The organism is Embleya sp. NPDC020886 (assembly GCF_044333915.1).
Taxonomy (GTDB): domain Bacteria; phylum Actinomycetota; class Actinomycetes; order Streptomycetales; family Streptomycetaceae; genus Embleya.
On the sequence record NZ_JBIRRX010000001.1, the window covers coordinates 1,526,536 to 1,552,709 of the forward strand.

Below are 26,174 nucleotides of genomic sequence, written 5' to 3' on the forward strand. Positions count from 1 at the left end.
CTGCCGGACTGCGGGGCTCGATCAGCCCTCGACCGTGATGCCCATCGAACGCGCGGTGCCGGAGATGATCTTCTCCGCGGCGTCGATGTCGTTGGCGTTCAGGTCGGCCATCTTGGTCTGCGCGATGCCGCGGATCTGCTCGCGGGTGACCTTGGCGACCTTGGTCTTGTGCGGCTCGCCCGAGCCCTTCTCGACACCGGCGGCCTTGAGGATCAGGCGCGCGGCCGGCGGCGTCTTCGTCACGAAGGTGAAGGAACGGTCTTCGTAGACCGAGATCTCCACCGGGACGATGTCGCCACGCTGCGACTCGGTCGCCGCGTTGTACGCCTTGCAGAACTCCATGATGTTGACGCCGTGCTGGCCCAGAGCGGGACCGACCGGCGGGGCCGGCGTGGCTGCGCCGGCCTTGATCTGCAGCTTGATGATCGCTGACAGCTTCTTCTTCTTGGGAGGCATTTTTTCCGGGTCCTTCGACGAGATGTACGTCCCGATCACCACGCGGAGCGCGGACGTGTTCGGGCCCGCCACGCGGTGCGGCGCCCCCTCAACGATAACCACCGTTGTGAGGGCGCCTTGTCCACCACCCGGATGCGACCCCGGCGAAACGGGGTCCCACCTGGGGGAAGTATCAGTTCTTCTGGATCTGGCTGAACGAGAGCTCGACCGGCGTCTCGCGCCCGAAGATCTCCACCAGACCCTTGACCTTCTGCGAGTCGGCGTTGATCTCGTTGATCGTCGCCTGCAGCGTCGCGAAGGGACCGTCGATGACGGTGACCGAGTCGCCGACCTCGAAGTCGAGCACCTTGACCTCGGTCGTGCTCTTGGCACCGCTGCCGCCGCCGGCCGCCTTCTCCTCCTCGGGGGCGAGGATCTTGACGACCTCGTCGAGGGTGAGCGGGAAGGGCTCGTGCGCGTTGCCGACGAAGCCGGTCACCCCGGGGGTGTTCCGGACCGCGCCCCACGACTCGTTCGTCAGGTCCATCCGGACCAGCACGTAGCCGGGGAACTTGTTGCGCTTGACGGTCTTGCGCTGGCCGTTCTTGATCTCGACGACCTCTTCCTGCGGCACCTCGACCTGGAAGATGTACTCCTCCATGTTGAGCGAGGTGGTGCGGGACTCGAGGTTGGCCTTCACGCGGTTCTCGTAGCCCGCGTACGAGTGGATGACGTACCACTCGCCCGGGGCGCGGCGGAGCGCGTCCTTGAAGTCCTCGACCGGGTCGCCCTCGGGGGCGTCCTCGAGCTCGGCGTCGTCGTCCTCGGCCTCGGCGGCTTCGGCGTCGTCGTCCTCGAACTCGTCGTCCGCGTCCTCGGCGTCGTCGTCCTCGGTGGCCTCGGTGTCTTCCACTTCGTCATCGGTGGAGACGGCCGGGGCCTCGGCCGCGTCTTCGAGGTCTGCGTCCTCGAAAGCTGCGGCCTCCGCCTGCTCCGACAGGGCCACCGTCTCGTCGGCGGAGTTGTCGGCGGACAGGTTCGGGTCAGACACGTTGGGTACTTCTTCCTGGCTGGGGGTCGAACGGTCGTTGCAGGCGCGCTGCGAAAAGGGGTGAGGCTCAGCCGAAGATGGCGAGCGCGGCCTTCGCGAAGCCGAGGTCGAGTCCGTAGACGATGCCGATGATCATCAGGCAGAACACGATGACCACCGTGGTGTACGTGCTCAGCTCGTTGCGGGTCGGCCAAACGACCTTGCGCAGCTCGGCGATGATTTGCCGGTAGAAAAGAGCCGCCCGCGCGAACAGGTTCTTCTTCTTCTGCTCCGGCTTGCCCGAAGAACCCTTCGGGCGGTTCGCCCGGCGACCGCCGGGGGGCTCGTCGTCGGAGCCGCGGCCATCAGAGCTGCTGTGCTCAGGCGTAGCCGTGGAGCCGTGGGCCTCCGTCAACTCGTCCTCACCTGATCCGGTCCGACCGTGATCACCGACGGGGTTGTCGGCGCCGACAGTTTGCGCTGACTGCGTACGAGCCACGGTCGATCCGAGGATCGACAGCGGTTCGCACATCGCAGGGCACGAGGGACTTGAACCCCCAACCCCCGGTTTTGGAGACCGGTGCTCTGCCAATTGAGCTAGTGCCCTTCACGTGGTCATCAACCTAGCGGAGACACCGACCCGAGAACACAACATTTTCGGGCGCGGCAGCATGCAGGTTGGGACCGCCAAGCGTCGAGTGTACGGGGTCCGGTGCGTCAGGTCGAACCCGTGCCGCGCGGGTCCGCCGGATCGACGCGCCGGCGCGAAATCGACAGGCCCGCGCCGAGGCGGAAATGCGACCATGGCCGGCATGACGGCTCCCACCCCCAGCTCCCCGTCCGGGCCCACCGCCAAGCGCCGGGTCTCGGCCCTCGTCGGTGCCATCGCCGAGTCCGCGACGCTCGCGGTCGACGCCAAGGCCAAGGCGCTCAAGGCCGCCGGTCGACCCGTGGTCGGCTTCGGCGCGGGCGAGCCGGATTTCCCCACGCCCGAGCACATCGTGGAGGCGGCGGTCGCGGCCTGTCGCGAGCCGAGGTTCCACCGCTACACGCCGGCCGGCGGGCTGCCCGAGCTGAAGGCCGCGATCGTGGCCAAGACGCTGCGTGACTCGGGCCTGGTGGTGGACCCGGCCCGGGTCCTGGTGACCAACGGCGGCAAGCAGGCGATCCACGAGGCGTTCGCGGCCGTCCTGGACCCGGGCGACGAGGTGCTCGTGCCGGCGCCGTACTGGACCACCTACCCGGAGTCGATCAAGCTCGCGGGCGGGGTCCCGGTGGCCGTGGTCGCCGACGAGGGCACCGACTACCTGGTGTCCGTCGAGCAGTTGGAGGCGGCGCGCACCGAGCGCACCAAGGTGCTGGTGTTCGTCTCGCCGTCGAACCCGACCGGCGCGGTGTACTCGCGGGAGCAGACCGAGGCGATCGGGCGCTGGGCCCTCGAACACGGGCTGTGGGTGTTGACCGACGAGATCTACGAGCACCTGGTCTACGACGACGCCGAATTCGTGTCGATGCCGGTGCTGGTGCCCGAGCTCGCGGACCGCTGCGTGATCGTCAACGGGGTCGCCAAGACGTATGCGATGACCGGCTGGCGGGTCGGTTGGATCATCGCTCCCGAGGACGTGATCAAGGCGGCCACCAACTTCCAGTCGCACGCCACCTCGAACGTGTGCAACGTCGCGCAGGCCGCCGCGCTCGCCGCGCTGACCGGCGATCCGGCCGCGGTGGAGACGATGAAGGTCGCCTTCGACCGGCGCCGGCGCACGATCGTGCGGATGCTGAACGAGATCCCGGGCGTGCGGTGCCCCGAGCCCAAGGGCGCGTTCTACGTCTACCCGTCGGTCAAGGGGGTGCTGGGCAAGGAGATCCGGGGGGTGCGGCCGGCGACCTCGGCCGAGTTGGCGGCCCTGATCCTGGACGAGGTCGAGGTGGCCGTGGTGCCGGGCGAGGCGTTCGGCACCCAGGGCTATCTGCGGCTGTCCTACGCGCTCGGGGACGAGGACCTGGTCGAGGGGATCGAGCGGATCGCCCGGCTGCTGGGCGAGGCGAAGCGGTAGGCGCGGCGCCAGCGCGGTCGTTCACGTGCCGGCCGCCGAAGTTTCGGCTCTCCTTCAGGGGATCATCCGCAGTACCCCTCACGTGCGAGGGGCCGGTGGTCCATGATCTGTGGATGGATCGTCCCGCACGCGATGTCCGCACCCTCCCGAAGGCTCATCTCCACCTGCACTTCACGGGATCCATGCGGTCGCAAACCCTGTTGGAACTGGCGGATCTGCACGGAGTGCGGCTGCCCGACTCGCTGACCTCGGGTCGACCACCACGATTGCGGGCCACCGACGAGCGGGGCTGGTTCCGGTTCCAGCGGCTGTACGACATCGCCCGCTCGTGTGTGCGCACGCCGGACGACATGCACCGGCTGGTCCGCGAGGCGGCGGAGGACGACCGGTCCGAGGGTTCGGGCTGGTTGGAGATCCAGGTGGATCCGACCTCGTACGCGCCGCGCCTGGGCGGGTTGACGCCGGCGGTCGAGATCGTGCTGGACGCGGTGGAGGCCGCCCGGGAGGCGACCGGGATCGGGATCGCCGTGGTGATCGCGGCGAATCGCACCAAGCACCAGTTGGAGGCGCGCACGCTGGCCCGGCTCGCCGCGCAGTACACCGACCGGGGTGTGGTCGGCTTCGGGCTGTCCAACGACGAGCGGCGGGGGCGGGCGCCCGCGTTCGAGCGGGCCTTCGAGATCGCCCGGCACGCCGGGCTGTTCGCGAACCCGCACGGCGGCGAGTTGGACGGGCCGCGCAGCATCCGCGAATGCGTGGACATATTGGGCGCGCGCCGGCTCGGGCACGGGATCCGGGTGGTGGAGGATCCCGAATTGATGGCGCTGCTCGCGCGGCGGCGGATCGTGTGCGAGGTGTGCCCGGCGTCCAACGTCGCGCTCGGCGTCTACGACAAGGCCGCGGATGTGCCGCTGCGGAGGTTGTTCGACGCGGGGGTGCCGATCGCGTTGGGCGCCGACGATCCGTTGTTGTTCGGTTCGCGGTTGGCCGCGCAGTACGAGTCGGCTCGCGACGATCACGGTTTCGACGACGCGGAGTTGGCCGAGCTGGCCCGGCAGTCGATCCTGGGCTCGGTGGCGCCGGCGCACGTACAGCGCGCGCTGCTGGACGGGGTGGACGGGTGGCTGGCGGCGCCCGGTGTCGCGGCGCGGGCGGATCTGCTGCCCGCCCGGCCGCCGGCTCGGTGACCGAAGGGCGCGGCCGGCCCCGGGTCAGAGCTCGGCGTTGATCAGGACCGGTTCGTTGATCAGGGTCACGCCGAACACCTCGTGCACGCCGTCGCGCACCTCGCGGGCCAGGGTGAGCAGGTCCTCGGTGCTGGCCTCGCCGCGGTTGGTCAGGGCCAGCGTGTGCTTGGTGGAGATGCGCGCCCGGCCCTGTCCGTAGCCCTTGGTGAAGCCGGCCCGCTCGATCAGCCAGGCCGCGGAGGTCTTCACGTGGTCGGCGCCGGAGGGGTAGCGCGGCGGGGTGACGTCGGGGCCCAGGTGCCGCGAGGTTCGGGCGGTCAGCTCGGCGAAGGCGTCGTGGGTGAGGATCGGGTTGGTGAAGAACGAGCCCGCGCTCCAGGTGTCGTGGTCGGCCGGGTCCAGCACCATGCCCTTGCCGCGCCGCAGGCTCAGCACCGCCGTCCGGGCCGCCTCGACCGGGACCTGCTCGCCCGGCTCGACGCCGAGCGTACGAGCCAGTTCGGCGTACCGGATCGGCGCCGAGCGGCCCGCGTCGTCGCGCAGCCGGAAGCGCACTCGCAACACCACGAAGCGGTCGTCGCCCTTGAAGACGCTGTGCCGGTAGGTGAAGCGGCATTCGGCGGCGGTCAACGTGCGCAGGGCGCGCTCGGTCCGGTCGTAGACCTCGACCGCGGTGATCGTCTCGGCGACCTCCTGGCCGTACGCCCCGACGTTCTGCACCGGCGTCGCGCCGGCACTGCCCGGGATGCCCGCGAGGCATTCGATGCCGGACAGGCCCGCGGCGACGGCGGCGGTGACCACGTCGTCCCACGGCACGCCGGCCTCGACGCTCAGGTCGGTGCCGTCCAGGTGCAGCCCGGTGGTGGCGATCCGCAGTACGTCCCCCGGGAATCCGTCGTCGCCGACGACCAGGTTGCTGCCGCCGCCGAGCACGAGCAACGCGATGCCCTGCTCGTCGGCGGCACGAACGATCGCCGGCACCGCGTCGGTGGTCGTGGCCGTGTGGAGCCGACGGGCCGGACCGCCGAGGCGGAGGGTGGTCAGGGAGGCGAGAGGCGCGTCGGTTTCAGGCTGCACCGTTGGATTCTCGCATCCCGACCGGGGCGGGACTCAGGCGAGCTGGACCACGGCCCTGGGCACACCCAGGACCTTGGCACCGCCGGCGGTGACCACCAGGTCCACCCGGGCCCGGCGATCGTCCAGGAGCACCGCGACCTTGCCGGTGACCTCGATGGTCGCGCCCTCGACGGTGTCCGCGACCACGACCGGCTTGGTGAAGCGCACGCCGAACTCGATCAGCGCGCCCGGGTCGCCGAGCCACTCGGTGACCACCCGCGCGGCCTCTGCCATGGTGAACATGCCGTGCGCGATCACGTCCGGCAGGCCGACCTCGGTGGCGAACCGGCCGTTCCAGTGGATCGGGTTGAAGTCGCCCGAGGCGCCCGCGTAGCGGACCAGGGTCTCCCGGGTGACCGGGAAACTGCGGGCGGGCAGTTCGGTGCCGACCGCGACGTCGTCGAAGGAGATCTTGGCGGTCATGGTCAGCCCTCCGAGTCGTCGGCCGCGGCGCGGGCCACCAGGGTCGAGAGCGCGGTGACGATGTGCTCGCCCTCCACGGTGGTCACCTCGGCGCGCGTGGTGAGGATGTCGTTGCCCGCGAGGGACTTGATGTTGTCCACGGTGGTCACCACGGTCAGCCGGTCGCCGGCGCGGACCGGGCGGGTGTAGGTGAACTTCTGGTCGCCGTGCACGACGCGCGAGTAGTCCAGGCCCAGCTCGGGGTCGTAGACCACCTGGTCCGCGGCGCGCATGGTGACCACGATCGCGAAGGTCGGCGGCGCGATCACGTCCGGGTGGCCGAGCGCCTTGGCCGCCTCGGGGTCGTTGTACGCGGGATCGGGGTCGCCGATCGCGGCGGCGAACTCGCGGATCTTCTCCCGACCCACCTCGTACGGCTCGGTGGGCGGATACGTCCGCCCGATGAACTTCGCGTCCAGCGGCATGTAGCGGTTCTCCCTGGTGGGTGGCGGGCCGGTGCGGGCAACGCTGCGGAGAATACGACAACGAGGCCACCCCCCTGATGGGGAGTGGCCTCGTCGGTGTCGTGGTGCGAACCGCCTAGCGGGTTTCGCGGTGCGCGGTGTGCGCGTTGCAGCGGGGGCAGTGCTTCTTCATCTCAAGACGGTCCGGGTCGTTACGCCGGTTCTTCTTGGTGATGTAGTTCCGCTCCTTGCACTCCACGCAGGCCAGCGTGATCTTCGGGCGGACGTCGGTGGCAGCCACTGGAGTGCCTTCCTTGCGGTCAGGGGTGAATACAGCAAAAGCAGCCGATGCGGAGTCTCCCCCGAATCGGCTCGCTTGGTAGCGGCGACCGGACTTGAACCGGTGACACAGCGATTATGAGCCGCTTGCTCTACCGTCTGAGCTACGCCGCCTCAACGAGGCCCCCGCCTGTTTCCAGGCGGGGATCCCATCGTCTGAGCCCCAATACGGAATCGAACCGTAGACCTTCTCCTTACCATGGAGACGCTCTACCGACTGAGCTATTGGGGCGAGCAGGAAAACCATACACGCTGCCCGTCACCGATCGGAAATCGATTGGCGCAACGCCCCCGGCTCTACTGCTCGGCGGACCAAACAGCCCTGGTCAGAGCACCTTCGACGGTTTGCGCGTAGACGGCGGCGGCCAGCCACGCGGCGGACAAAAGGTCGTTGTCGCCCGCGCGAAGACGCCCGAAAACATCCCGTTCGCGGCCCGCCGCGACCTGCCCGAGGCGCTCGACCAGGGTCGCTCCCGTGGCCAGCCCGACCCGGCGCAGTCGAGCGGTGTCGGCGGCGGTGGAACCGGCCAGCGCGAGCACCGGCCGACCGCCGCTGATCGCTCGCTCTACGTGACGGTGCATCAGGTACAGCGGGCCGGCCGGGAGTTCCTCGGCCGCGACGGTCACGGCGGGGGTCGACGCGGCGGCCGGGAGGTCGGCGCGGTGCAGCCGGTCCAGGCCCAGGTCGACCCGGCCCAGCCGGTCCTCGGCCAGTCGCAGTGTCGGTCCGTCGCCCGGCGGGACGCCGACCGCGAGCACCCGCACGGCACGGTCGGCGCCGGGTTCGAGGCGGCCGATCAGCCGCAAGCGCAGGCCCGGACAGGTCGCCAGCAGGCGCAGGTTGTCGCGGTAGGCGAAGGCGGGGTCGGCGTGCGCGACGAGCAGGTGCACATCGAGTCCGGCGCAGACGGCGTGGACCCGGTCCCGGGCGCCGGGGGTCGGGCCGAGCACGGTGACGTCGAGGAAGACCAGGTCGGCGCCTGCGGGGCGGTCGTCGGCGGGCCGATCGCGGTGGCCGACGACGCTGTCGACCTGGGTGGCCGGCGGCACGTCCCACAGCGCGCCGAGCGGCTCGTCGGTCCAGGCCGCGCCACCGGCCCGGGCCGCGCGGACCCCCTGGCCGGCGCCGAGCCGGCCGCCGGCGGACACGGTGGCGCCGGAGACGACCAGGCCGGCGCGGGTGAGCGCGACCGGGTCGATGGAGGTGTCGCCGACCCGGATCGCGCGGGTCGCGGCGCCGACCGCGCGGTCGGCGCCGCCGGGGGCGACGTCGCCGATGGTGCGCAGGGTGCCGGTCGGGTCGACGGTGGTGGTCACCGCGCCCGCGAAGCCGCGGGCGGTCAGTACGGGTTCGGTGAACAGCCCGTACAGCCGCAACGACCCGGCCGGTGCGTAGGCCCGGCGGGAGGTGCCGCGCAACGCGTCGAGGGCCGGGGCGGTCTCCCCCGTCGAGGTGCGCAGGAGGTGCGCCACGTCGAGCAGTTCGCGCAGCGCGGCGACCAGGTCGGTGAGCCGGTACGCGGGATCGCCGGCCCGGGCGGTGCGCAGGCCGGTGGCCACCGCGACGGCGGCGGCGGACGCCCGGTGCAGTCCGGCCAGGCGTGCGGTGTGCGCGGCGCGCAGCAGGCCGGCCTGGAGGACGGCGCCGGCGGTGTCGACGCCGGCGTCCACGATCGCGGCGCCGGCCGTCCACAACGCGTCGGCGGCGGCGCGTTCGGCACCGGTGGGCTCGGTGCCGGCGCCGGGCTCCGTGCTTGCGGCGGCTTGGTGCGGTGTTGTGGCGGTGTTCGGGTCGGGGGTCTCGGTGGTGCTCGAAGTGCCTTGGGGGTCGGGGGTGTTCGAGGTTTCCGGGGTGGGTTCGGCATCGGCGACCGGGGCCGAGGCGGCGGCTGCGGCGCGGTGTACACAGGCCGGAGCGAGCAGGCACGAGCAGTGCAGGTCCTCGGCGCGGGTGACCGATCCGGTGGGGATGGACAGGGTCAGCTCGGCGTCCTCGCCGACGGTGATCCGTACGGTGTCGCCGTCGCGGGAGACCGGGTACGCGGCGAGCTTGTCGATCGCGGCGTCCAGGCGTTTGCGCAGGCGCGGGGTGAGCGCCTCGATGATGCCGGCGGTGACGTCCGGCGCGACCGGTGGCAGGCCCTGGGTGCTCATCGGACCTTCTCTCCGACCCAGCGGGCCAGTTCGGTGGGGCTCAGGGCGGCGACCGGCATGCCGGCGGCGACGAGGCTGCCGGCGACGGCGGCGGAGTAGCGCGGGCGACCCGCGTCGTCCAGGCTCGCGCAACCCAGGATGTGGCAGCCGGAGGAGGCCAGGGTGCGTACCTCGGCGAGCAGGCCGCCCAGGGGGTAGCCCTCCTCGAAGTCGCTGATCACGGTGATCAGCGTGCGGGAGGGCACGGTGACCAGTTCGCGGGCGGCGCGCAGGCCGGCGGCGATGTGCGTGCCGCCGCCGACCTCGACCTCCAGGAGCAGGCCGAGCGGGTCGTGCACGTGCTCGGTGAGGTCGATCACCTCGGTGGAGAAGGCCAGGAAGTGGGTGCTCAGCGACGGGACGCCGGCCAGGATCGACGCGGTGAGCGCGGACCAGATGGTCGATGCCTCCATCGAGCCGGACACGTCCACGACCAGGATCAGCCGCCAGTCGTTGCTGCGGCTCGACCGGGTGCGGAAGATCGGCCGCTCCGGGACCACGACCACGGTTCCGTCGGCCGTGCGGCGGGCGGTGCCGAGGTTGGCGCGCAGGGTGCGCGGCAGGTCCAGGGCGCCGCCGGGACGGCGGGTGGGGCGTGGGGTGGTGATGCCGGTGAGGGCAGGTCGCAGCCGGGTGGCGAGTTCGCGGGTGAGTTCGGCGACGATCCGGGAGATCAGCGGGCGCAGCAGCGCGAGTTTGGCCTCGGGGAGGCCGCCGGCGTGGGCCAGCACGGTTTTGAGCAGGTCCACCGAGGGGCGGGCCGCGGCGGGGTCGAGGTGGGTGAGGACGTCGGTACGGCCGGCTGCCGCGGCGGCGGCCAGGACCTCCTCGCGGATGTCGGAGCCGAAGAGGGCGATCAGGTCCTCGGACCATTCCCGGACGCCGGGGTAGGGGGCCTGTCGGCCGCCTCGGTCGCCGTTGCCGAGGTCGCTGCGGGAGCCTTCGCCTCGGCCGGTGCCGTAGAGCTCGTCGAGCGCGGTGGCCATCTGCCGGGCGTTGCCCTGGAGGTGGTCGGAGCGGCGGCCGAGGATCAGTTTCCAGCGCTGTTGTGGGGGGATGGCCGCAGGGGCGTCCTGGTGGGGTCGGGATTGCGCCCACCCGCTCACCGGGCCGGCGGCGGGAGTTGCCGCGGGCGCGGGGGCGGCGGCCGGCTCGGCAGCGTTCGTGGGGGTGGGCGGGGGAAGCAGGGATCGGTGGGCCAGGGCCTGGTGGGCGGTCAGGTCGGCGGAGGTCCAGTGGGCCAGGGCGATCGGGTCGGCGTCGGTGTCCACCCGGTCGCCGAGGTGGTCGGCCACCGCGTCGAGGACGCGGTCGCGGGCGGCGGGGCTGAGTGTGTCGAAGCCGCCGCGCAGGGCCGGCAGCCGGTCCAGGAACGGGCGGTCGGCGAGGGTGTCGACGCGGTCCAGGAGAGCCGCCAGGACCGGGCCGCCGGTCTGCAGGAGCGGGCCGGCCGCGGTGAGCAAGCCGGTGAGCCGGCGGGTCAGGTCGGCCCGGGCGGCCGGGGTGGTCGCGGTGTCGAGCCACGAGCCGATCCGGTCGCCGAGGTCGGCCGGGTCCTCGTGGCCGAGCAGGACGCGCACGGCGCCGGCCGCGGCGGACATCAGCGGCGAGCCGTCGGCGGCCAGTCGGGCCAGTCCCGTGGTCAACCGGATCCCGCCGAACGTGTCGGCGCGCTCGGCCAGATCGGCCAGGGCCCGGGCGTCGGCGGGGTCGTCGGATCCGGTCAGACCGTCGAGGTGGCGGACGGCGGCGGTGAGCAGGGTCTGGGTGACGTCCTCACCGGCACCGGGACGCGTGTCCGAGTCGGTGCGGGCCGGGTCGAGGGTGCCGGGGGTGGCGGCGGACACGGCGTCGGGGCGCGTCGTCGACTTCGGGTCGGGGGGCGCGGTGGCGGTGGGTGGGGTGGGGGGTGTCGGGTCGGGGGTTCGGGGGGTGGCGCCCAGGTGGCCGGCGTGGATGCGGTCGGTCAGGGTCAGGGCGGTGAGCAGGTTCGGCAGGGTGGCGATGGTGGGCAGGGTCTGGCCGGTCTCGTTCAGTCGGGTGGCGGTCAGGTCGGACAGGCCGCACGCGGCGGCGCGTTCCAGGCCGGTGAGGATCTGTTCCGCCGTGGGGCCGCCCTCGTCGAGTTCGGCTCGGTGTTGTGCGCGCAGGGTGCCCTCGGCGGCCTGTTCCGGGGTCACGCCCCGGACGCCGGCCGCGTCCAACAGGGCCGCCACGGACGGGGTCCAGCGCACCCGCCAGCGGGTGGTGACCGCGTCCGCGCCGCCGGCGCCGACCACCGCGACCGGTTCGGCGTACGGGATCCGACAGGTCGTCAGTTGTTGCAGGAGCAGTTCGCGCCGCCGGTCCAGGTCGCTGCGCAGCGGGTCCAGGCGCAGGTCGCGTTCGGCCGGGTCGGCGGGGCCGGGCAGGCCGAGTTCGGTGATCCGGCGCTCCACCTCGGGGCCCAGGCCGCTGCGCGGTGCGGCCGGCGCCGGGCGGCCGGCTCGTTTGCCGACCAGGACACGTTCGAGTGCGCGGGCCACCGATCGGCCCCGGCCCAGCGGCTCGCCGTGGGTGAGCACGGTCTGTACCGCTTCGAGCAGTTCGCCGCGGCCCGCCGCGGGCAGTCCGCGCAGGTTGGCCAGGTCGCCGGCGAGCCGGACGATCTCGCGGGCGTCGGCCGGTCCGCTGGGGTGGCCCTGGCCGCGCAGGTCGGTGCAGATCCGCACGGCCGCGGCGATCAGCGCCTCGTGCAGCGCGGCCGGGTCGCCGCCGGATTCCAGTACGCGTTGCTGCCATTCCGGGTCGCGGATGCCGGCCGGGTAGCCGGAGCGGGCGTCCAGGAGCGGGTAGGTGTACGGGATCAGCGACATCGTGACGTCGGCGATCTCGGCGGCGGGTGTGGTGGTGTCCGGTTCGGACGGGGCCGGTTCGAGCAGCGCCGGTGCGTGGAACGCGCCGAGCACCACCGCGGCGCGCGCGCCGATGGTGGTCGCCTCGTGGAGCGTGGCGCGCATCCACGCCTCGCGGCGCAGGTCGACCGGGTCCACGGTGCCCGCGTCCCGGCGCAGGGCCCAGCCGACGGTGAGCGCCGCCCGGCGGATCGCCTCGGCGGTCGAGCCGGGTGCGGTGGCCTCGACCAGCCGGTCCCACAGGTCGTCGCCGGCCCGGCCGGTGAGCCGGTCGCGCAACGCGGCGTGCAGGCCGCCCGCACCGGTCTCCGCTCCGGCCTCCGCGCCCTCGCCGTCGGGCGCGCGGTCGGTGCGGTCCCATCCGGGGTGGCCCAGCGGAAGGTCGCACGGGATCGCCGGGACACCGTTGCGGGCGGCCCAGCGCAGCGCGGCCAACTCCGGCGAGAAGTCGGCGAACGGGTAGAAGCCGAGGCCGCCCCGGCCGGTGCCGGCCAGGGCGATCGGCGCGCGAGTGTCCTCGTGTGCGAGCCATTGCAGCCAGGGCGCGGCCTCGTGCGGCAGTTCGACAAGGAGCACGTCGGGGCGGGCCGCGTCCAGCAGGGCCGGGACGGCGGCGGCGAGCGAGGGGGCGTGGTGGCGCACCCCGATCAGGTAGGGCTGCCGGGACGCCGCCAGGCGCTCGGCAGCCGGACGGGCCTCGTCGATGGGCCCGTCCGTACGTGTGGTCGACACCTCGTCAGCCCTCCAGGACTCCGCGCAGGTCCCACAGGGTGCGCCAGGTGGCCGAGCCGTGTTCCGCGCGGCGGCGCACCGCGGCGTCCCAGTAGGACAGGAGCCGGGCGGCGTCGGCCGGGTCGTCCTTCTTCGCGACCCCGAGCAGGTGGCCCGGGAGCAGGCTCAGCACGTCCCGGTCGCCCGGGAAGTAGGCCGCGGCCAGTGCGAGCGAGGACGCCACCGAGACCGCCTCGGCGGTGCTCAGGACGGTGGAGGGGCGTTCGATCTCCCATCCCTCGGCGGAGCGGCCGGTGCGCAGGTCACGGAACGCGGTGACCAGTACCTCCAGCACCGTGTCGTCGACGGCGTAGGCCGTCCCGGTGCGTTCCACCGCGGCCCGGGCCTGCCGGCGGACCAGCGCGATCTCCGCGTCGTGGTCGCCGATCGGGCCGACCGTCTCGAAGTTGAACCGGCGCTTGAGCGCGGCGGACATCTCCGAGACGCCCCGGTCGCGCAGGTTCGCGGTGGCGATCAGGGTGAACCCGGGTGCGGCGTGCACCTGGGCGTCGGCGCCGCCCGCGAGTTCGGGGACGGCGATCCGGCGCTCGGACAACAGCGAGACCAGCGCGTCCTGCACCTCGGGCAGGCAGCGGGTGACCTCTTCGATCCGGGCCACCGCGCCGGTGGTCATCGCGGTGAGCACCGGCGAGGGCACCAGGGCACCCCGGCTGGGGCCCTGGGCGAGCAGCAGCGCGTAGTTCCAGCCGTACTTGAGCTGGTCCTCGGTGGTGCCGGCGGTGCCCTGCACGGTGAGTCCGCTGGTGCCGCACACGGCGGCGGCCAGCAGTTCGGACAACATCGACTTGGCGGTGCCGGGCTCGCCGACCAGGAGCAGGCCGCGTTCGCCGGCGAGGGTGACCACGCAGCGCTCGACGAGGGCACGTTCGCCGACGAACTTGGCGCCGATGGTCAGGGCCCGCGGCAGGCCCTCGACCGGTTCGGGCAGCTTGAGTTCGTCGCCGCTGCCCATCACGAAGATGACCACCGCGCGCGGGGTCAGTCGCCAGGCGGGCGGGCGCGGGCCGCGGTCGTAGGCGGCCAGGAAGGCGAGTTCCTGGGCGTACAGGTCCTCGGGGGGTTGTATCTGGCGCGCGCTCGTGGCGGGTTCGGTTGCGGTTGCCATCAGCGGCGGCCCTTCCGGGTGGTGCGGGTGACGAGTTGTTCGAAGCCTGGCGCATCGCCGTCGAGCACACGTTGCCAGGCCCGGCGGAACAGTTCGGGGACCGGGCGGTCGGGCACGATCACGGTGTGCGTGGGCTGCGGGTACAGCCCTTCCTTCCAGGTCTCCAGGGGCAGCGCCGGGTTCTTCAGCGCGCTCCAGCCACCGGGCACGAACAACGTGCGTCCGGCGCGCGAGCGCTTGGCCTCGACGACCAGGTCGGTGGCCGCGAGTTCGGCGCGGGCCTTCTTCAGCCGTGCGGGCTTCCAGCCGGTCCAGCGGGCCACCTGACGGTCCGTGGGGTCCGGCAGGGCGAGCAACTGGAGGTAGAGGATCGCCGCGTCCTCGCCGAGGCCGTGCGTCTTGGTCACCTCGGCGACCAGGTCGGGCACCGCGTACGCCGGGTCCTGCGGGATGCCGGGCGGGCCGTCGGCGCGCAGGAGTTCCTCGAAGGCCGGGTCCAGGATCCGGCGGAACGCCTTCAGGCTCGCGGAGTTCGCGGCGCCGCGGAGCGCGATCAGCCGGTCGAACCACGGGTCGTCGGCGCCGGTGAAGCCGGCGGGTCGCACCTCGGCGAACTCGCTGTCGCCGTACCAGGGCCGGAGCCAGAAGCGGTCCTCGATGCGCAGCACGCCGTCCGGGTCCGCGCCGCCGGTGGCGGGCAGGCCGACCGCCTCGCGCAGCAGGGTGGCGGTGGAGCCGCGCTCGGCGTACTCGATGTCCAGGTCGAAGACCAGGCCCGGGTCGGCCAGCCGGGTGCGCAGCATGCCGAGCGCGTGCGGCAGTTGGGCGCGCAACGGGTCGCCGTAGGGCAGTCGGTAGGCGAGCCAGACGAGGGCGGACACCATGTGGTTCAGGACGTTGCCGCTGGGCACCGCCTGTGGGTCGGAGGCGAGCAGCCGGCCGTCCTTGTCCACCGTGTGGGTGGAGGTGCCGGTGATCCACCGGAACGATTCCGGCGTGAGCACGTACTCGAACGAGGCCGAGGGGATGCCCCGGGCGTCCGCCGCGACCTCCTCGGACAAGCGCAGCACCCGGCCGAACGCGGCGTCCCACGCCCGGCAGCCGGCCGCGAGGTCGGGGCCCGTCGTCCACAGGGTGGGGATGTCCGACACCTGCTCGGGAATCAGCGCGCCCAGGACGCCGGCCCGCGCGCCGGCGTCGAGCCGGTCCAACTGCTCGCGGGCGTTGGTCGCCTCGGCGGCCTTGAGTCCGAGCACCGCTCGCCGGTCCTTGTCCAGGTCGTCCGCGACCATGCCGGCCAGCAGCACGCTCGCCTCGGCCCGGCCCAGGCCGGTGCCCTCGACCAGGGCCGGCACCGCCTCGGGCCGCCACGGGACGGGCCCGTTCGTGCGGATCCCGTCCAGCACGGCGGCGACCCGCTCGGCGGACATCGGCTCGACGTAGCGGTGTTCCTCGTGGGTGGTGAAGCCGTCGATCGCGTCGAATCGGCCCGAGGGGTCGTGGTCGAGCGCGACCCAGTGGTCCTTGTCGTTGCCGTAGGTGTACTGGCTGTCCAGGATGAACACCGTACGGTCGCCGCGCCGGATGGTGCGGCCCTGCCGCTTGTGCTCCTTGTTCTTCTTCTTGGGGGAGGGCTCGCACAGGACGACCGTGCGCAGCGTCCCGGCGGGAGTGCCCAGCGGCCCGGCGGTGAGCGCCTGCAGGACCACGAGCAACGACGCGCGGTGCTCCTCGGAGGTGAACGGGGACAGGGCGCGGGCGAGCAGCGCGGCGCGGCGGTCGAGCAGTTCGTGCCAGCCGAGCTGCGGATGGGTGAGCCGGACGTCCTCGACGGTCCACTCGGCCGGGCCGTCGGTGCGGGTCAGCGCCTCGGCCACGGCGGTGATGTGGTTCACCGTGGTCCACATGGTCCCGCCCGAGCCGTAGTAGCCGGAGCGGCCGATGCCCGCGGTCCCGGCGAGCGCCGAGCGCAACTCGTCGTCCCTGCCGTGCTCGGGGCCGGTGGGCACCTCGCGGGTCTTCTGCTCCTTGACGGTGATCCTGCCGAAATCGCGCAGCCGGCCGGCGAGGCGGGCGGTGGTCGAGGCCAGGGTGGCGACGCTGCGGACCAGTCCGGCGTGGCCGAGCTCGGGCAGCAGCAGGCGCACCGGGGCGATCCGCACCGAGTCGGGCCGGTTGGCCTTGGACTTGTCCCCGGACTTCTTGGCGATGGCGTACTCGGCCTGCGCCCGCTCGTGGTCCGCGTGCACCTCGGCGACCAGTGCGGCGGCGCGCTCGGGGGTGAGCGCGCGCAGGGCCAGCGAGCCGGCCTCGTCGCGAGGTCGCAGCGCGTGCCAGAACGCGACCTCGGGGACGATCCGGCTGCCGGTGGCCAGCTCGATGCCGCCCTGGTTGCCGATGCAGTAGCCGAGCAGCACGTCACCGGACCACAGCGACACGTTGCCGTTCTCGAAGACCACCGTCGGGGCGGCGCCGCCGGGCAGGCGCAGCGTGCCGATGGGCACCTCCTGCGGCATGCCGTCGCCGTGCCGCCGGTTGCGCACGGGGGTGCCGACGGTGCGCCCGTCCACCGATCCGGCGGTGACCGTGTCGCCGTCCACCCGGACCCAGTGGCCGAGCAGCGTGCCGTCGGTGCCCAGCGGGCTGTTCTCCAGGCCGGGCAGCAGCGGCAGCAGTTCGCACCGGTCGACCACGAGCGTGCCGCCGTCGGCGACTGCGGCGGCGAACGGGGCGGGCAGCGAGGCGCGGCCGTGGATGCCGGTGGCCGGGTCGTACTCGGTCCACTTGCGGTCGCCGCGGTCGAAGTCGAGGGACCAGTGCGTGGTGCCGTCGGTGAGCACGCCGCGACGCGGCGGCACCTTGGTGTCACCGGCGTACAGCGGGCGGCCACCGGTGGTCCGGCCGCCGTCGGGCAGTTCGAGGGAGAGCCGGGTGTCGCTGTCCGAGCGGCCGAAGCCCTCGCCGGCGAGCAGGAACGTCTCGGTCGGGCGTCCGGACCAGTAGCCCTCCCAGTCGTATTCCTTGTTGTACCAGGCGACCAGGAGTTGTCCGTCGACGTAGCGGTACTGGACCCGCTGCCAGGTCACGCGTTCCTTGGGCAGGCGCGGCTCGTGCACGAGCAGGATGCCCTCGGGACCGACCACGACCGCGCGCTTCTCGGTGGAGAGCACGAGCGCGGGCCACGCCTCGTCGACGACGATCTTGTGCTTGTGGCCGAACATCCCGGCGGCCTCCTCCAGGGCCGGCCAGCCGAGTTCGTCGTAGACGCCGGCCCGCAGCGTGTTCCTCAGCAGGGCGACCGGGTCGAACGCGCGGACCCGGGCGACCACGTCCGGGGTGACCTCCTCGGCCACCGAACGGAACCCGTTGAGCACCGAGAATTCGCGCTCGGCGGCGGGCAGGCCGGCCGCCGAGGTGACCTTGGCGCCCTGCTCGGTCAGCCAGTTCGCGAGCACCCCGCGCAACACCGGATGCTCGGCGGTGGCCCTGTGGTGGTTGCTCTTGAGGTTGCCGATCGCCCGATACAGCAGCGGAAGGTGGCGTTCGTCGGCGGCGATCGCGGCCAGCTCGCGGCGGCCCGCGGCCTGGTCGCTCCACCACTCGTCGAGGTCGAACGAGCCGTTGGGCTTCGGGTCGGCCAGCGGTATGCCCTCGGTCAGGGCCACGTCCAGCAGGTCGATGTCGACGCCGGCGCGCCAACCGTTGCCGTTGAACAGGTCGACCGGCACCGCCTCGGCGCGCAGCGCGCCCGCCATCCGGACCATCAGTTTCGCGGTGCGCTCGTTGCGCGGGCTGTAGCGCCAGCCGCGTCGGGAGTGCGCGGCCCAGCGGGCGAGCCACTGGGCGCGGGCGCCGGGCGCGAGGTCGCCGTCGGCCAGCAGGTCCAGGGTGCCCGCCTCGGCGAGCAGGTCGAGCCAGAATCCGTCGAGGTCGGCGTCCTCGACCGTGCCGCCGGGGGTGGGCAGGATCTCCAGCAGGCGGGCCCGCACCTCGGGCTCGGCGGCGGCCAGCGTCGCCAGCGGCTTGCGGTTGACCTTCCAGAAGGACAGCGGCGCCCGGCCGATCGCCGGTGTGGCGAGCAGTTCGCGCAGCAGGGCGAACTCCTCGACGGTGTGGTCGCCGCCGGCCGCCCGGATCAGCGCACGGGCGTCCTCGGCCAGGCCGGCGTACGGCGGCATGCCCGCGGTGCAGCGTTCCACCGCGAGTTGGCGGAACTGCACCCACGCCTGGGCCGGACCCAGGCGCACGGCCAGCGCCTTGGCGTGTTCCTTGAGCGCCTTGGCGGTCAGCGCGCCGGCGAAGGCGAACTCCAGGAAGACCGCGCGCAGCCGCTCCTCCTCGATCGGCAGGTTGTGCACCCGCTCGGCCTCGCGGGCCTTGCCGAAGAAGGCGGACGCGTAGGTCTTGTTGTCGTGCTTGAGGAAGATCCGCGCGGCCTGCTCGTGGAAGGTGGGCAGGAAGTGCGGTACGGCCCGGCCCAGCCGCACCGCCAGTTGGTCGAAGCCGTCCTTGGCCGCGCCGGGCTTGGTCTTGGCCTGGCGGTCCAGCCGCTCGATGTCGCGGACCAGGGCCAGCGCGTGGTGTCCGTTGGCCGGGTCGTTGACCAGGGCCCAGGCCGGGAAGCCGAGTGCCTCGCGGCGGACCTGGCCGACCTCGGGGGCGTCCGGCTCGCGGGCCAGGCCCAGGAAGCCGAGGGCCAGGTCCTCCGCCTCGCCCAGCGTCCCCGGGACCAGCCGGACGATCGGGCGGTCCGCGAACGCGGCGTGCAGGTAGGTGCGCACGGTGAGCGTGTCGATGTCGTCGCCGGTCAGGGTGCCGACCGGCAGGATGCCGCCCGCGTCCAGCAGGCCGCGCGCGTTGTCGGGGGTGGTGCTCGTGCCGGTGGTGTTCATGCCGCGTCCTCCGTGGTCTCGATCGTGCGGCCCGCGTACAGCGCGGCGCCCATGCGCATGCCTTCCGACCAGGCCACCGGCGGGACCCGGTCCAGGGTCAGCGTGCCGCCGCCCTCGGTCCAGGAGACCGAGCCGGTCTCGGTCTCCTCGTAGCCGTCGTAGTCGCCCAGCCACATCCGGGCCTCGATCTCGCGACCTCCGTCGAGCACCGTGCACACGGCCTGGCCGCCACGCACCTGGTAACCCGACTGGGTGGCCCGGCCGATCAGGAAGCGCAACTGGTCGTAGCGCCCGCCGGAGAACTCCTCGACGGCGCTGCGGCTGCCGTCCAGGTCCGCGGGTCGGTGCCACACCTCGCGGTAGAGCTGCTGTACGCGCTGCTCGACCCCCAGTTCGACGGCGAACTCGCGCAGGTCCTCCAGGTCCTCCAGCAACACCGGGTGCGGGATCCGGATGGTCTGTGCGTCGAGGTAGACGGTGTCGCCGTCGGGGTCGACGATGCCGACGCCGCGCTCGGGGTCCGCACCGCGCAGGAATCCGGCCACGTCGGCGCCGTCTGCGGTGACCACCAGGTCGCGCAGGACGCGCTGCCAGGAGGGATCCGGCCACACTCGGGAGAGCACCGCGACCGGGACCGGGAGCGAGCCGATCATCCAGCGCTCGACCGCGTCCAGGCAGGTGCGGTCGTGGCGTTCCAGCCACTCGACGAGTTGACGCAGGCCCACCACGGCCGGGTCCTCGGCGAGCTTCCCGGGCACCGACTTCAGTTGCCGCCCCTTGGCATTGCGGCACACCACCTTGCCGTCCTGCAGGGCGACCTCATAGTCGCCCGCCGGGATCCATCCCACGATCGTTCCCTCCACTGCCGTCCGAGAAAGTCGGTGACAACCCGTCAAATGCCAAGCGGCACAAGGCGCCTTGCGCCGGTGACCAGGTTGGCGGGAACGTTAGCCGCCGAATCCGACAGCGCCGTCACCCGACAGGATGAAACCCTGAGGGAAACTGCGGGCGATGGCCGAATATCGCGCCTGCCGGGGAAACTCGCGACGGCGGTTGCACTAACTTCGGTGGAATGACAGTGCCCGCCGTGCCCAGAGGTCTGCGCAGCCTGATTCCCGGCCCCGGGCCGGACGGGGATCCGCTCGGCCCGGCCGGGCCGGCCACTCCCCCGGCGGCCTTCGAACCGGTGCCGGTCGCGGCGCGGACCCGTTCGGTGCTGGACGGACTGGCCCCGGTGGCGGTGCCGCGCGCGGTCGTCGAGGCGACGGCGGAGGTGCTCGGCGCACTGTCCGCGACGGCACCCGCGGAACTCGCCCAGGTCGCGCACGAACTGGCCCTGCGGCTCCGGGCCGCCGCCCATCCGGGGTAATTTGCCCGCCACAACCGCTCGTTCGGCGGTGTCGCCGTATCCGAGAGCCGCCTGGCGCGTTGTGCAGGATCCACCCGCCGCGGGTGGACTGTACGAACCGAAAGGACCGACACAAGATGTCGCGTATCGCCAAGGCCGCCGTCCTGACCGCCACTGTGGGCGCCGCTCTCGCGGGCGCTGCCGGCCCCGCCCTGGCCGGCTCCGACGCGGACGGCGCGGCCGTGGGTTCGCCCGGTGTGATCTCCGGCAACAACATCCAGGTTCCGGTTCACGTCCCGATCAACCTGTGCGGCAACACCGTCAACATCGTCGGGCTGCTCAACCCGGCGATCGGCAACGTCTGCGTCAACCAGGGCTGACCAGGCACCTCGGCCCCGCTCGGTGCGTTCTTCCACGCATCGGGCGGGGCCGTCCCATGCGCCGGGCGGATCGGGTCGGCGCCCGGCCGGAGGGGATTGGCGGCGGCGCGGCGATGGAGTAGGCATGCGCGCATGACAACCTTCGCCCTGCACCACGTACAGCTCGCCATTCCGGCCGGCAGCGAGGACGCGTGCCGCGCCTTCTACCTCGGCGTCCTGGGCATGACCGAGGTCGCCAAGCCGCCGGTGTTGGCCGCGCGCGGCGGCCTGTGGGTGCGCGCCGGCACGCTGGAGATCCATCTCGGCGTCGAGGCCGACTTCCGACCCGCGCGCAAGGCGCATCCCGGCATCCTGGTCTCCGACCTGGACGAGGTGATCGCCCGGCTCACCGCGAACGGCACCGAGGTCGTCCCCGACGGCGAGTTCCCCGGCCATCGCCGGTGCTACGCGCAGGACGCGGTGGGCAACCGGCTGGAGTTCCTCCAACCGCTGTGACCGACGCGGCCGTCGGTGCGGATCCGCTTGTGGACCGCGGTGGTTCGCACCCCCGATCGACCTCTGGGCGGGCCGGCGGGCCGGCGGTTCAGCGGGCGACCGCGTCGTCGCGTCGGAGCAGTCGCAGTTCGTCCCGGCGGGGCAGTCCCTCCCAGTCGCCGGGCACGGTGACCGCGAACGCGCCGGCCGCGGCGGCGGTGGCCAACCGGGCCGCCACCGTTCCGCCCTCGACCAGTTCGGCGAGATAACCGGCGGCGAACGCGTCGCCCGCGCCCACCGGGTCGACCTCGTCGACCCGGTGCGGCGGCACGTCGTGCACGTGGCCGTCCACGATCGCGACGGCGCCGCGCGCACCCTGCTTGAGCAATACCTGGCCGGGGCCGAGCGCGCCGAGTTCGCGGGCGAGGTCGAGCAGCGGGGTGTGCGCCGGCGCCTTGAGCACGAGGCGGGCCTCCTCCTCGGTGGCGAACACGATGTCCGCGGCGGCGGCCAGTGCCCGCAGTTCGGCCGCGGCGTCCTCGACCGACCACAGCGCCCGTCGATAGTTGACATCGAGCGAGACCGGTACGCCGGCCGCGTTCGCCTCGGCCACGGCCGCGCGCACCGCCGCCCGCGCGGTCGCGGACAGTGCGGGCGTGATGCCGGTGACGTGCAGGATCCGGGCGGAACGCACCAGCGCGGGATCCACATCCTCGGGACACAGCCGCGAACCGGCGCTGCCCGCACGGTAGTAGCGCACGTCGGTGACCGCGCTGGTCCGCCGGGCCTTGACCATCAACCCGGTGGGCGCGTCCGGGTCGACCACCGCGCCGCGCGTGTCCAGCCCTTCGCCGCCGAGCACGCTCAGCACCAGCCGGCCGAACTCGTCGTCGCCGACCCGACCGATCCAGGCGGCCCGCCCGCCGAGTCGGGTGACCCCGATCGCCAGGTTGCTCTCGGCCCCGCCGGTGGCGACGTCGAGCGTGCGGGCGTGCCGCAGCGGGCCGATCCGCGGCGCGGTGAGCAGCACCATGGTCTCGCCGAGCGTGACCACGTCCGGGACTTCCCGGGGTTCGGCGCTCATGATGTCCTCTCGCCGGATGCGCGTCGTCGGTGGCATCGGATTCGGGATCGACGCATCGATCCGGGGTGGGTTCGGTCCGGCGCCGAAACGGTGCCGGGGGTCGGCGCCGGTTCCGGCGGCCGGGTCAGAAGTGGGTGTTCAGCACGTCCACGACGCGGTGGTCGTCGTCCACCACCGGCACCGCGCGCCACTTGTCGAAGGCCGTACAGGGGTGCGAGATCCCCAGGCAGACCAGCTCGCCCGGGGCCATCGTGCTGTCGCCGAGGTCGACGTAGGCGTGCTGGTCGTCGAGCCTGACCACACGCGCCGGCCCCGCGTCGCGCAGTGTCCCGTCCAGCGCGCGCACCCGCAACGGGATCGGCAGGTCCTGGTCGAAGGGCACGTCGCGCCGACCCGCGCCGAGTACGGCAAGGCCCGGCTCGGGCGCGGAGACCACCTGGGCCCACACCTCCAGGGCGCCCGCGAGCGAGCCCTCCTCGGGGTGCCGCACGAACGGCGTCACGCGGGCGTACAGGCCGTCGTCGTGCGAGACGTAGGCGCCGCTGCGCAGGATGATCGTGCGGTCGGCGAGCGGCTCGCCGTCCGGCGCGAGCACGTCCACGACCGCGTCGAACCACGCGCTGCCGCCCGCCGAGACGATCGGCGTGCCGGGCACCAGCTCGGCGATCCCGTCGGCCAGGGCCGCCAGTTCGCGCAACCAGCCGGACACCGCGGCGGCGTCCGGCAGGCCACCCTCGTAGCCGGCCACGCCCGCCACGGTCAGCCCCGGCACCGCGGCGGCGACCCGGGCCAGTTCGACGCCCTCGGCGATGCTCCGGCAGCCGGTCCGCCCACCCGGGCGACCCAGCTCGATCAGTACCGACAACTTCCCGCCGGGCACCGCCGCCAGCGCCCGGCCGGCCACCTCCACGCCGGCCCGCGAGTCCACGTAGAACAGCAGGTCGGGCCGGGTCGCGGCCCAGCGCAGCACCTTCTCGTCCAGCACCTCGTTGGCCAGGATGATCCGCGGCACCCGGAACCGGTGCGCGGCCAGCGCCTGGTTCGCGGTCGCCACGGTGATCCCCCAGGCACCCGCGGCCAATTGCTCGGCGAACAGCTCGGGCGACATGGTCGTCTTGCCGTGCGGTGCGAACAACACGCCGTGGCGCACGGTGTACTCGGCCATCGTGGCCACGTTCGCGAGCAGCGCGGACTTGCGCGCGACCATCACCGGCCAGGTGAACGGACCGTCGAACAGGCTGTGTTCGGCGGCCCCGAGTTCGTCGTCGGTGAGTTCCTCATACGGCAGCCAGGTGCCTTTGGTGTACGAGTCGAGGGTCATCGGGTCGCTCCCAGGGTGCGCGATACACGGAGGGCCGCCGCCGCGACCGCGGGTCCCAGTTCACGAACCCGCGCGGCGGTGACGCGGGACGTCAGACCGGAGACCGACAGCGCTCCGACCACGACGTCGTTGTGATCGAAGATAGGCGCTGCCACACAGCGCACCTCGGGCTCGTTCTCCCGATCGTCGACCGAGTAGCCCCGGTTGCGGATCCGGGCCAGTTCGGTGCGCAACAGCGTGGGATCGGTCAGGGTGCGTGCGGTGACGGTGGGCAGGCCCGCGTCGACCACCTGGGTGAAGATCTCCTCGGGCAACCAGGCGAGCATCGCCTTGCCGACGGCCGTGCAGTACATCGGCGCTCGGCTGCCGATCCGCGAGGCCATCCGCACGGCGGTCTCGTTCTCGACCTTGTCGATGTAGACGATGTGCGGCGCGTCCGGGACGCACAGGTGCACGGTGCCGCCGGCCTCGCGCATCAGCCGGTGCGCCTCCTCGGCGGCGGCGGTGCGCAGGTCGATGCCGGCCAGGTACGCCTGGCCGAGTGCGAGCGCGCCGGGGCCGAGGCGGAAGTGGCCGTGCCGGCGGTCGCGGGCGAGCAGTCCGGTGTCCAGGAGCGGCTGGGCCAGCCGCAACACGGTGCTCTTGGACAGACCGAGCGCGTCGGCGAGTTCGGTCAGGCTCAGGCCCTCGGCGCCGGCGTGGTCGCGGACCTGCTCCAGGACGGCGAGGGCGCGGCGCAACGACGCGGACTGGTTGCGCGGCGGCGGCGACTCGGGGCGCGCTCCGCCTCGGGTCTCGCCGCGCGATTCGCTCGATGCGTCGTCGGTGCCGCGCTGGTGCTCGTGGATGCTCACTGGCATGTCCTCAGGACGACCCGACAAGGCGTCCGGGCGTGTGACCCGTCGGGGCTCCGGACGAGAGTACGGGGGCGGCGGCCGCCGATCCGTCGGTGCCGCCGAGCACCTGCCCGCCGCGCGGCCGTACGTCGTACATGGCGCGCCCTCCCTGTCCTGGTGTCGTTCGTGTCGTTCGCGTCACGTCCCGCGCGTCCCGCGCCTTCGAGCGAGTCGCAAACGTTCGGTGTCGAGCGGATGGCCGTCGGATCGACCGAGCAGGGACGTTACGTGTCCGTGAGCACCCGGTACCACTTTCGCAGCACACAGTTTTGCAGTGCACAACGTTCGCCGGGACGCCTTGTCGGAACGCGGCGTCGCTTTCTAACGTCCCGCTCACGCCGCACCGGACTGTTTCCCCTTGCGGCCCGTTCGTGTCGATTGATGCAGACGTCCAGACGTACAGGCCGACCCTCGGGTCGCGGCATCGCCCGCGGTCGCTCCGGCCTGCCTCGCCGCAGGAGGAATTGTCGTGAAGATCCGGAGTTTGGCCGCCGTCGCAGTGGCCGGCATCGCGCTGGCGGCGTGCGCGCCGGGCACGGCGTCCAAGTCGAAGTCCGCCGACGAACAGACCGGCACGCTCAAGGTGTGGCTGTACGACGAGGCGAACCGCGCACCGAAGGAGAAGGTGGTCAACGCGGCGGTCGCCGACTTCAAGACCGCGCACCCCAAGGTGAACGTCGAGATCGGCTACATACCCACCGACGCGGGTCCGCGTGCGGAGAAGATGAAGGGCGCGTTCAACGACCCGAACAGCGCGCCGGACGTGGTCGAATTCGGCAACACCGACCTGTTCGGTTACGTCGCTGCCGGCGGCCTCGCGGACATCTCCGCCGACCTGGGCAACTGGTCGGAGGCGGGCGACCTGCCCAAGGACCTCAAGGACACCACGCTGGTCGACGGCAAGACCTACGGTCTGCCGTGGTGGCTGGGCCTGCGCTCGCTGTACTACCGCACCGACGTGTTCACCGAGCTCGGCCTCAAGCCCCCGACCTCGTACGCCGAGCTGGTCGAGGCCGCGAAGAAGGTGCGCCAGGCCAAGCCGGACATGCTCGGCATCGCGGTCGGCGGCAAGTACACCTTCGGCGGCCTGCCCTTCCTGTGGGCCAACGGCGGCGAGATCGCCACCCAGCAGGGCGGCAAGTACGCCGCCGCGATCGACTCGCCGCAGTCGCAGGCCGGCGTCAAGGCGTACACCGACCTGTTCGGCAAGGACATCTGTCCGCCGCAGCAGTGCGCCGACCTGACCGGCGGCAAGACGGTGGAAGCCTTCGCGGCCGGCACCGCGGGCATGGCGATCCTGCCCAACTCCTCGCGCAGCGCGGTCGAGGCGGGCGTGGCCAAGGGCAAGTACGCGGTCGTCCCGCTGCCGGGCACCACCCCGGGCTCGATCGCGCCGGCCTTCTCCGGCGGCAACGACCTCGGCGTGATGAAGTCCTCGCAGCACCGTTCGCTCGCGGTCGACTTCATGAAGATCCTGGGCGGCAAGAAGTACCAGCTCCAGATGTTCGACGCGATGGGCAACCTGCCCACGCTCGCCTCGGCGCGCGGTGACGTGGTGGCCAAGGACCCGTGGCTCAAGCCGTTCATCGACACCCTGAACGCGGGCACCAAGTTCGTGCCCAAGGACGCCGCGTGGGCCAAGATCGACTCGCAGTCGGTGGTGCCGACCATGTTCCAGAAGGTGGTCACCGGCAAGTCCGACGTCCCGGGCGCGACGGGCGAGGCCAAGACCGCGATCGACAACGCGTTCGCCGGGAAGTAGCAC

At 72.6% G+C, this 26,174-nt stretch carries 21 protein-coding genes and 3 tRNA genes; 6 read left to right on the plus strand and 18 right to left on the minus strand.

Features of this window, described 5'->3' with window-relative positions:
- Positions 1–21: 21 nt before the first annotated feature.
- The 4 genes from rplK to ACH4U8_RS06535 all read right to left on the minus strand — a co-directional run bounded on the left by rplK (position 22) and on the right by ACH4U8_RS06535 (position 2,072).
- On the minus strand, positions 22–456 hold the full coding sequence (gene rplK, locus ACH4U8_RS06520; RefSeq protein WP_020549250.1) for a 50S ribosomal protein L11: 435 nt from the start codon (positions 454–456) through the stop codon (positions 22–24).
- Positions 457–628: 172 nt separating this feature from the next.
- Positions 629–1,486 carry a transcription termination/antitermination protein NusG gene (nusG, locus tag ACH4U8_RS06525; protein ID WP_395775951.1) on the minus strand — a complete coding sequence of 286 codons (858 nt, stop codon included), beginning with the start codon at positions 1,484–1,486 and terminating at the stop codon, positions 629–631.
- 67 nt (positions 1,487–1,553) lie between these two features.
- Positions 1,554–1,964 carry a preprotein translocase subunit SecE gene (secE, locus tag ACH4U8_RS06530; RefSeq protein ID WP_380017837.1) on the minus strand — a complete coding sequence of 137 codons (411 nt, stop codon included), beginning with the start codon at positions 1,962–1,964 and terminating at the stop codon, positions 1,554–1,556.
- Positions 1,965–1,999: 35 nt separating this feature from the next.
- Positions 2,000–2,072, minus strand: a tRNA-Trp gene (locus tag ACH4U8_RS06535).
- Between the two features lie 205 nt (positions 2,073–2,277).
- On the opposite strand from ACH4U8_RS06535, the gene ACH4U8_RS06540 reads away from it, so the two are divergent.
- Together ACH4U8_RS06540 and ACH4U8_RS06545 are read left to right on the plus strand one after the other, a co-directional pair.
- Positions 2,278–3,522: a pyridoxal phosphate-dependent aminotransferase gene (locus ACH4U8_RS06540; RefSeq protein WP_360308734.1), complete on the plus strand. Its 1,245-nt coding sequence runs from the start codon at positions 2,278–2,280 to the stop codon at positions 3,520–3,522.
- A 113-nt stretch (positions 3,523–3,635) separates the two neighbouring features.
- Positions 3,636–4,709 carry an adenosine deaminase gene (locus ACH4U8_RS06545; protein WP_360308731.1) on the plus strand — a complete coding sequence of 358 codons (1,074 nt, stop codon included), beginning with the start codon at positions 3,636–3,638 and terminating at the stop codon, positions 4,707–4,709.
- Positions 4,710–4,733: 24 nt separating this feature from the next.
- Here ACH4U8_RS06545 and ACH4U8_RS06550 read toward each other — a convergent pair whose 3' ends face one another.
- The 11 genes from ACH4U8_RS06550 to ACH4U8_RS06600 form a co-directional block, all read right to left on the minus strand.
- Positions 4,734–5,786 carry a UDP-N-acetylmuramate dehydrogenase gene (locus ACH4U8_RS06550; RefSeq protein WP_395775952.1) on the minus strand — a complete coding sequence of 351 codons (1,053 nt, stop codon included), beginning with the start codon at positions 5,784–5,786 and terminating at the stop codon, positions 4,734–4,736.
- A gap of 33 nt (positions 5,787–5,819) precedes the next feature.
- Positions 5,820–6,248, minus strand: a complete 429-nt coding sequence (locus ACH4U8_RS06555; protein WP_360308725.1) for a MaoC family dehydratase — start codon at positions 6,246–6,248, stop codon at positions 5,820–5,822.
- A gap of 2 nt (positions 6,249–6,250) precedes the next feature.
- A complete protein-coding gene (locus tag ACH4U8_RS06560) occupies positions 6,251–6,712 on the minus strand; it encodes a MaoC family dehydratase N-terminal domain-containing protein (RefSeq protein WP_360308722.1) in 462 nt (153 codons plus the stop codon).
- 115 nt (positions 6,713–6,827) lie between these two features.
- On the minus strand, positions 6,828–6,992 hold the full coding sequence (gene rpmG, locus ACH4U8_RS06565; RefSeq protein WP_004571794.1) for a 50S ribosomal protein L33: 165 nt from the start codon (positions 6,990–6,992) through the stop codon (positions 6,828–6,830).
- Positions 6,993–7,068: 76 nt separating this feature from the next.
- Positions 7,069–7,144 (minus strand) — tRNA-Met (locus ACH4U8_RS06570).
- Between the two features lie 45 nt (positions 7,145–7,189).
- A tRNA-Thr gene (locus tag ACH4U8_RS06575) sits at positions 7,190–7,262 on the minus strand.
- 65 nt (positions 7,263–7,327) lie between these two features.
- The gene (locus ACH4U8_RS06580) at positions 7,328–9,184 is read right to left on the minus strand and encodes a hypothetical protein (protein ID WP_395775953.1); all 1,857 of its coding nucleotides are present in this window, start codon (positions 9,182–9,184) and stop codon (positions 7,328–7,330) included.
- Positions 9,181–12,849 (minus strand): DUF5682 family protein, encoded by a 3,669-nt coding sequence (locus ACH4U8_RS06585; protein WP_395775954.1) that lies wholly within the window; start codon positions 12,847–12,849, stop codon positions 9,181–9,183. Before ACH4U8_RS06585 ends, ACH4U8_RS06580 begins: the two co-directional genes overlap by 4 nt.
- 4 nt (positions 12,850–12,853) lie before the next feature.
- Positions 12,854–14,014, minus strand: coding sequence for an AAA family ATPase (locus ACH4U8_RS06590; RefSeq protein ID WP_360308716.1), 1,161 nt, complete (start codon positions 14,012–14,014; stop codon positions 12,854–12,856).
- The gene (locus ACH4U8_RS06595) at positions 14,014–18,906 is read right to left on the minus strand and encodes a hypothetical protein (protein ID WP_395775955.1); all 4,893 of its coding nucleotides are present in this window, start codon (positions 18,904–18,906) and stop codon (positions 14,014–14,016) included. The genes ACH4U8_RS06590 and ACH4U8_RS06595 overlap by 1 nt, the downstream gene beginning before the upstream one ends.
- Positions 18,903–19,754 (minus strand): DUF4132 domain-containing protein, encoded by an 852-nt coding sequence (locus ACH4U8_RS06600; RefSeq protein WP_395775956.1) that lies wholly within the window; start codon positions 19,752–19,754, stop codon positions 18,903–18,905. The genes ACH4U8_RS06595 and ACH4U8_RS06600 overlap by 4 nt, the downstream gene beginning before the upstream one ends.
- A gap of 224 nt (positions 19,755–19,978) precedes the next feature.
- On the opposite strand from ACH4U8_RS06600, the gene ACH4U8_RS06605 reads away from it, so the two are divergent.
- The 3 genes from ACH4U8_RS06605 (at position 19,979) to ACH4U8_RS06615 (ending at position 21,129) form a co-directional block, all read left to right on the plus strand.
- Positions 19,979–20,275 carry a hypothetical protein gene (locus ACH4U8_RS06605; RefSeq protein WP_360308707.1) on the plus strand — a complete coding sequence of 99 codons (297 nt, stop codon included), beginning with the start codon at positions 19,979–19,981 and terminating at the stop codon, positions 20,273–20,275.
- Positions 20,276–20,391: 116 nt separating this feature from the next.
- Complete coding sequence (locus tag ACH4U8_RS06610) at positions 20,392–20,634, plus strand: chaplin (RefSeq protein WP_360308705.1); 243 nt, start codon at positions 20,392–20,394, stop codon at positions 20,632–20,634.
- 132 nt (positions 20,635–20,766) lie between these two features.
- Complete coding sequence (locus ACH4U8_RS06615) at positions 20,767–21,129, plus strand: VOC family protein (protein WP_360308702.1); 363 nt, start codon at positions 20,767–20,769, stop codon at positions 21,127–21,129.
- Positions 21,130–21,217: 88 nt separating this feature from the next.
- Here ACH4U8_RS06615 and ACH4U8_RS06620 read toward each other — a convergent pair whose 3' ends face one another.
- The 3 genes from ACH4U8_RS06620 to ACH4U8_RS06630 all read right to left on the minus strand — a co-directional run bounded on the left by ACH4U8_RS06620 (position 21,218) and on the right by ACH4U8_RS06630 (position 24,367).
- A complete protein-coding gene (locus ACH4U8_RS06620; RefSeq protein ID WP_395775957.1) occupies positions 21,218–22,192 on the minus strand; it encodes a sugar kinase in 975 nt (324 codons plus the stop codon).
- Between the two features lie 124 nt (positions 22,193–22,316).
- Positions 22,317–23,513 carry an alanine racemase gene (locus ACH4U8_RS06625; RefSeq protein ID WP_360308696.1) on the minus strand — a complete coding sequence of 399 codons (1,197 nt, stop codon included), beginning with the start codon at positions 23,511–23,513 and terminating at the stop codon, positions 22,317–22,319.
- Positions 23,510–24,367 carry an IclR family transcriptional regulator gene (locus ACH4U8_RS06630; protein ID WP_395775958.1) on the minus strand — a complete coding sequence of 286 codons (858 nt, stop codon included), beginning with the start codon at positions 24,365–24,367 and terminating at the stop codon, positions 23,510–23,512. The genes ACH4U8_RS06625 and ACH4U8_RS06630 overlap by 4 nt, the downstream gene beginning before the upstream one ends.
- A gap of 511 nt (positions 24,368–24,878) precedes the next feature.
- Here ACH4U8_RS06630 and ACH4U8_RS06635 point away from each other — a divergent pair.
- Complete coding sequence (locus ACH4U8_RS06635; RefSeq protein WP_360308690.1) at positions 24,879–26,171, plus strand: extracellular solute-binding protein; 1,293 nt, start codon at positions 24,879–24,881, stop codon at positions 26,169–26,171.
- Positions 26,172–26,174: the final 3 nt, after the last annotated feature.

Excerpts from the sequence above, each read along its gene's own strand:
- ACH4U8_RS06615 (WP_360308702.1), top strand. The coding sequence starts at position 20,767 with ATGACAACCTTCGCCCTGCACCACGTACAGCTCGCCATTCCGGCCGGC.
- ACH4U8_RS06595 (WP_395775955.1), bottom strand. The coding sequence starts at position 18,906 with ATGAACACCACCGGCACGAGCACCACCCCCGACAACGCGCGCGGCCTG.
- ACH4U8_RS06625 (WP_360308696.1), bottom strand. The coding sequence starts at position 23,513 with ATGACCCTCGACTCGTACACCAAAGGCACCTGGCTGCCGTATGAGGAA.
- ACH4U8_RS06580 (WP_395775953.1), bottom strand. The coding sequence starts at position 9,184 with ATGAGCACCCAGGGCCTGCCACCGGTCGCGCCGGACGTCACCGCCGGC.
- ACH4U8_RS06555 (WP_360308725.1), bottom strand. The coding sequence starts at position 6,248 with ATGACCGCCAAGATCTCCTTCGACGACGTCGCGGTCGGCACCGAACTG.
- ACH4U8_RS06560 (WP_360308722.1), bottom strand. The coding sequence starts at position 6,712 with ATGCCGCTGGACGCGAAGTTCATCGGGCGGACGTATCCGCCCACCGAG.
- ACH4U8_RS06540 (WP_360308734.1), top strand. The coding sequence starts at position 2,278 with ATGACGGCTCCCACCCCCAGCTCCCCGTCCGGGCCCACCGCCAAGCGC.
- ACH4U8_RS06605 (WP_360308707.1), top strand. The coding sequence starts at position 19,979 with ATGACAGTGCCCGCCGTGCCCAGAGGTCTGCGCAGCCTGATTCCCGGC.
- ACH4U8_RS06590 (WP_360308716.1), bottom strand. The coding sequence starts at position 14,014 with ATGGCAACCGCAACCGAACCCGCCACGAGCGCGCGCCAGATACAACCC.
- ACH4U8_RS06610 (WP_360308705.1), top strand. The coding sequence starts at position 20,392 with ATGTCGCGTATCGCCAAGGCCGCCGTCCTGACCGCCACTGTGGGCGCC.
- rplK (WP_020549250.1), bottom strand. The coding sequence starts at position 456 with ATGCCTCCCAAGAAGAAGAAGCTGTCAGCGATCATCAAGCTGCAGATC.
- ACH4U8_RS06620 (WP_395775957.1), bottom strand. The coding sequence starts at position 22,192 with ATGAGCGCCGAACCCCGGGAAGTCCCGGACGTGGTCACGCTCGGCGAG.
- ACH4U8_RS06545 (WP_360308731.1), top strand. The coding sequence starts at position 3,636 with ATGGATCGTCCCGCACGCGATGTCCGCACCCTCCCGAAGGCTCATCTC.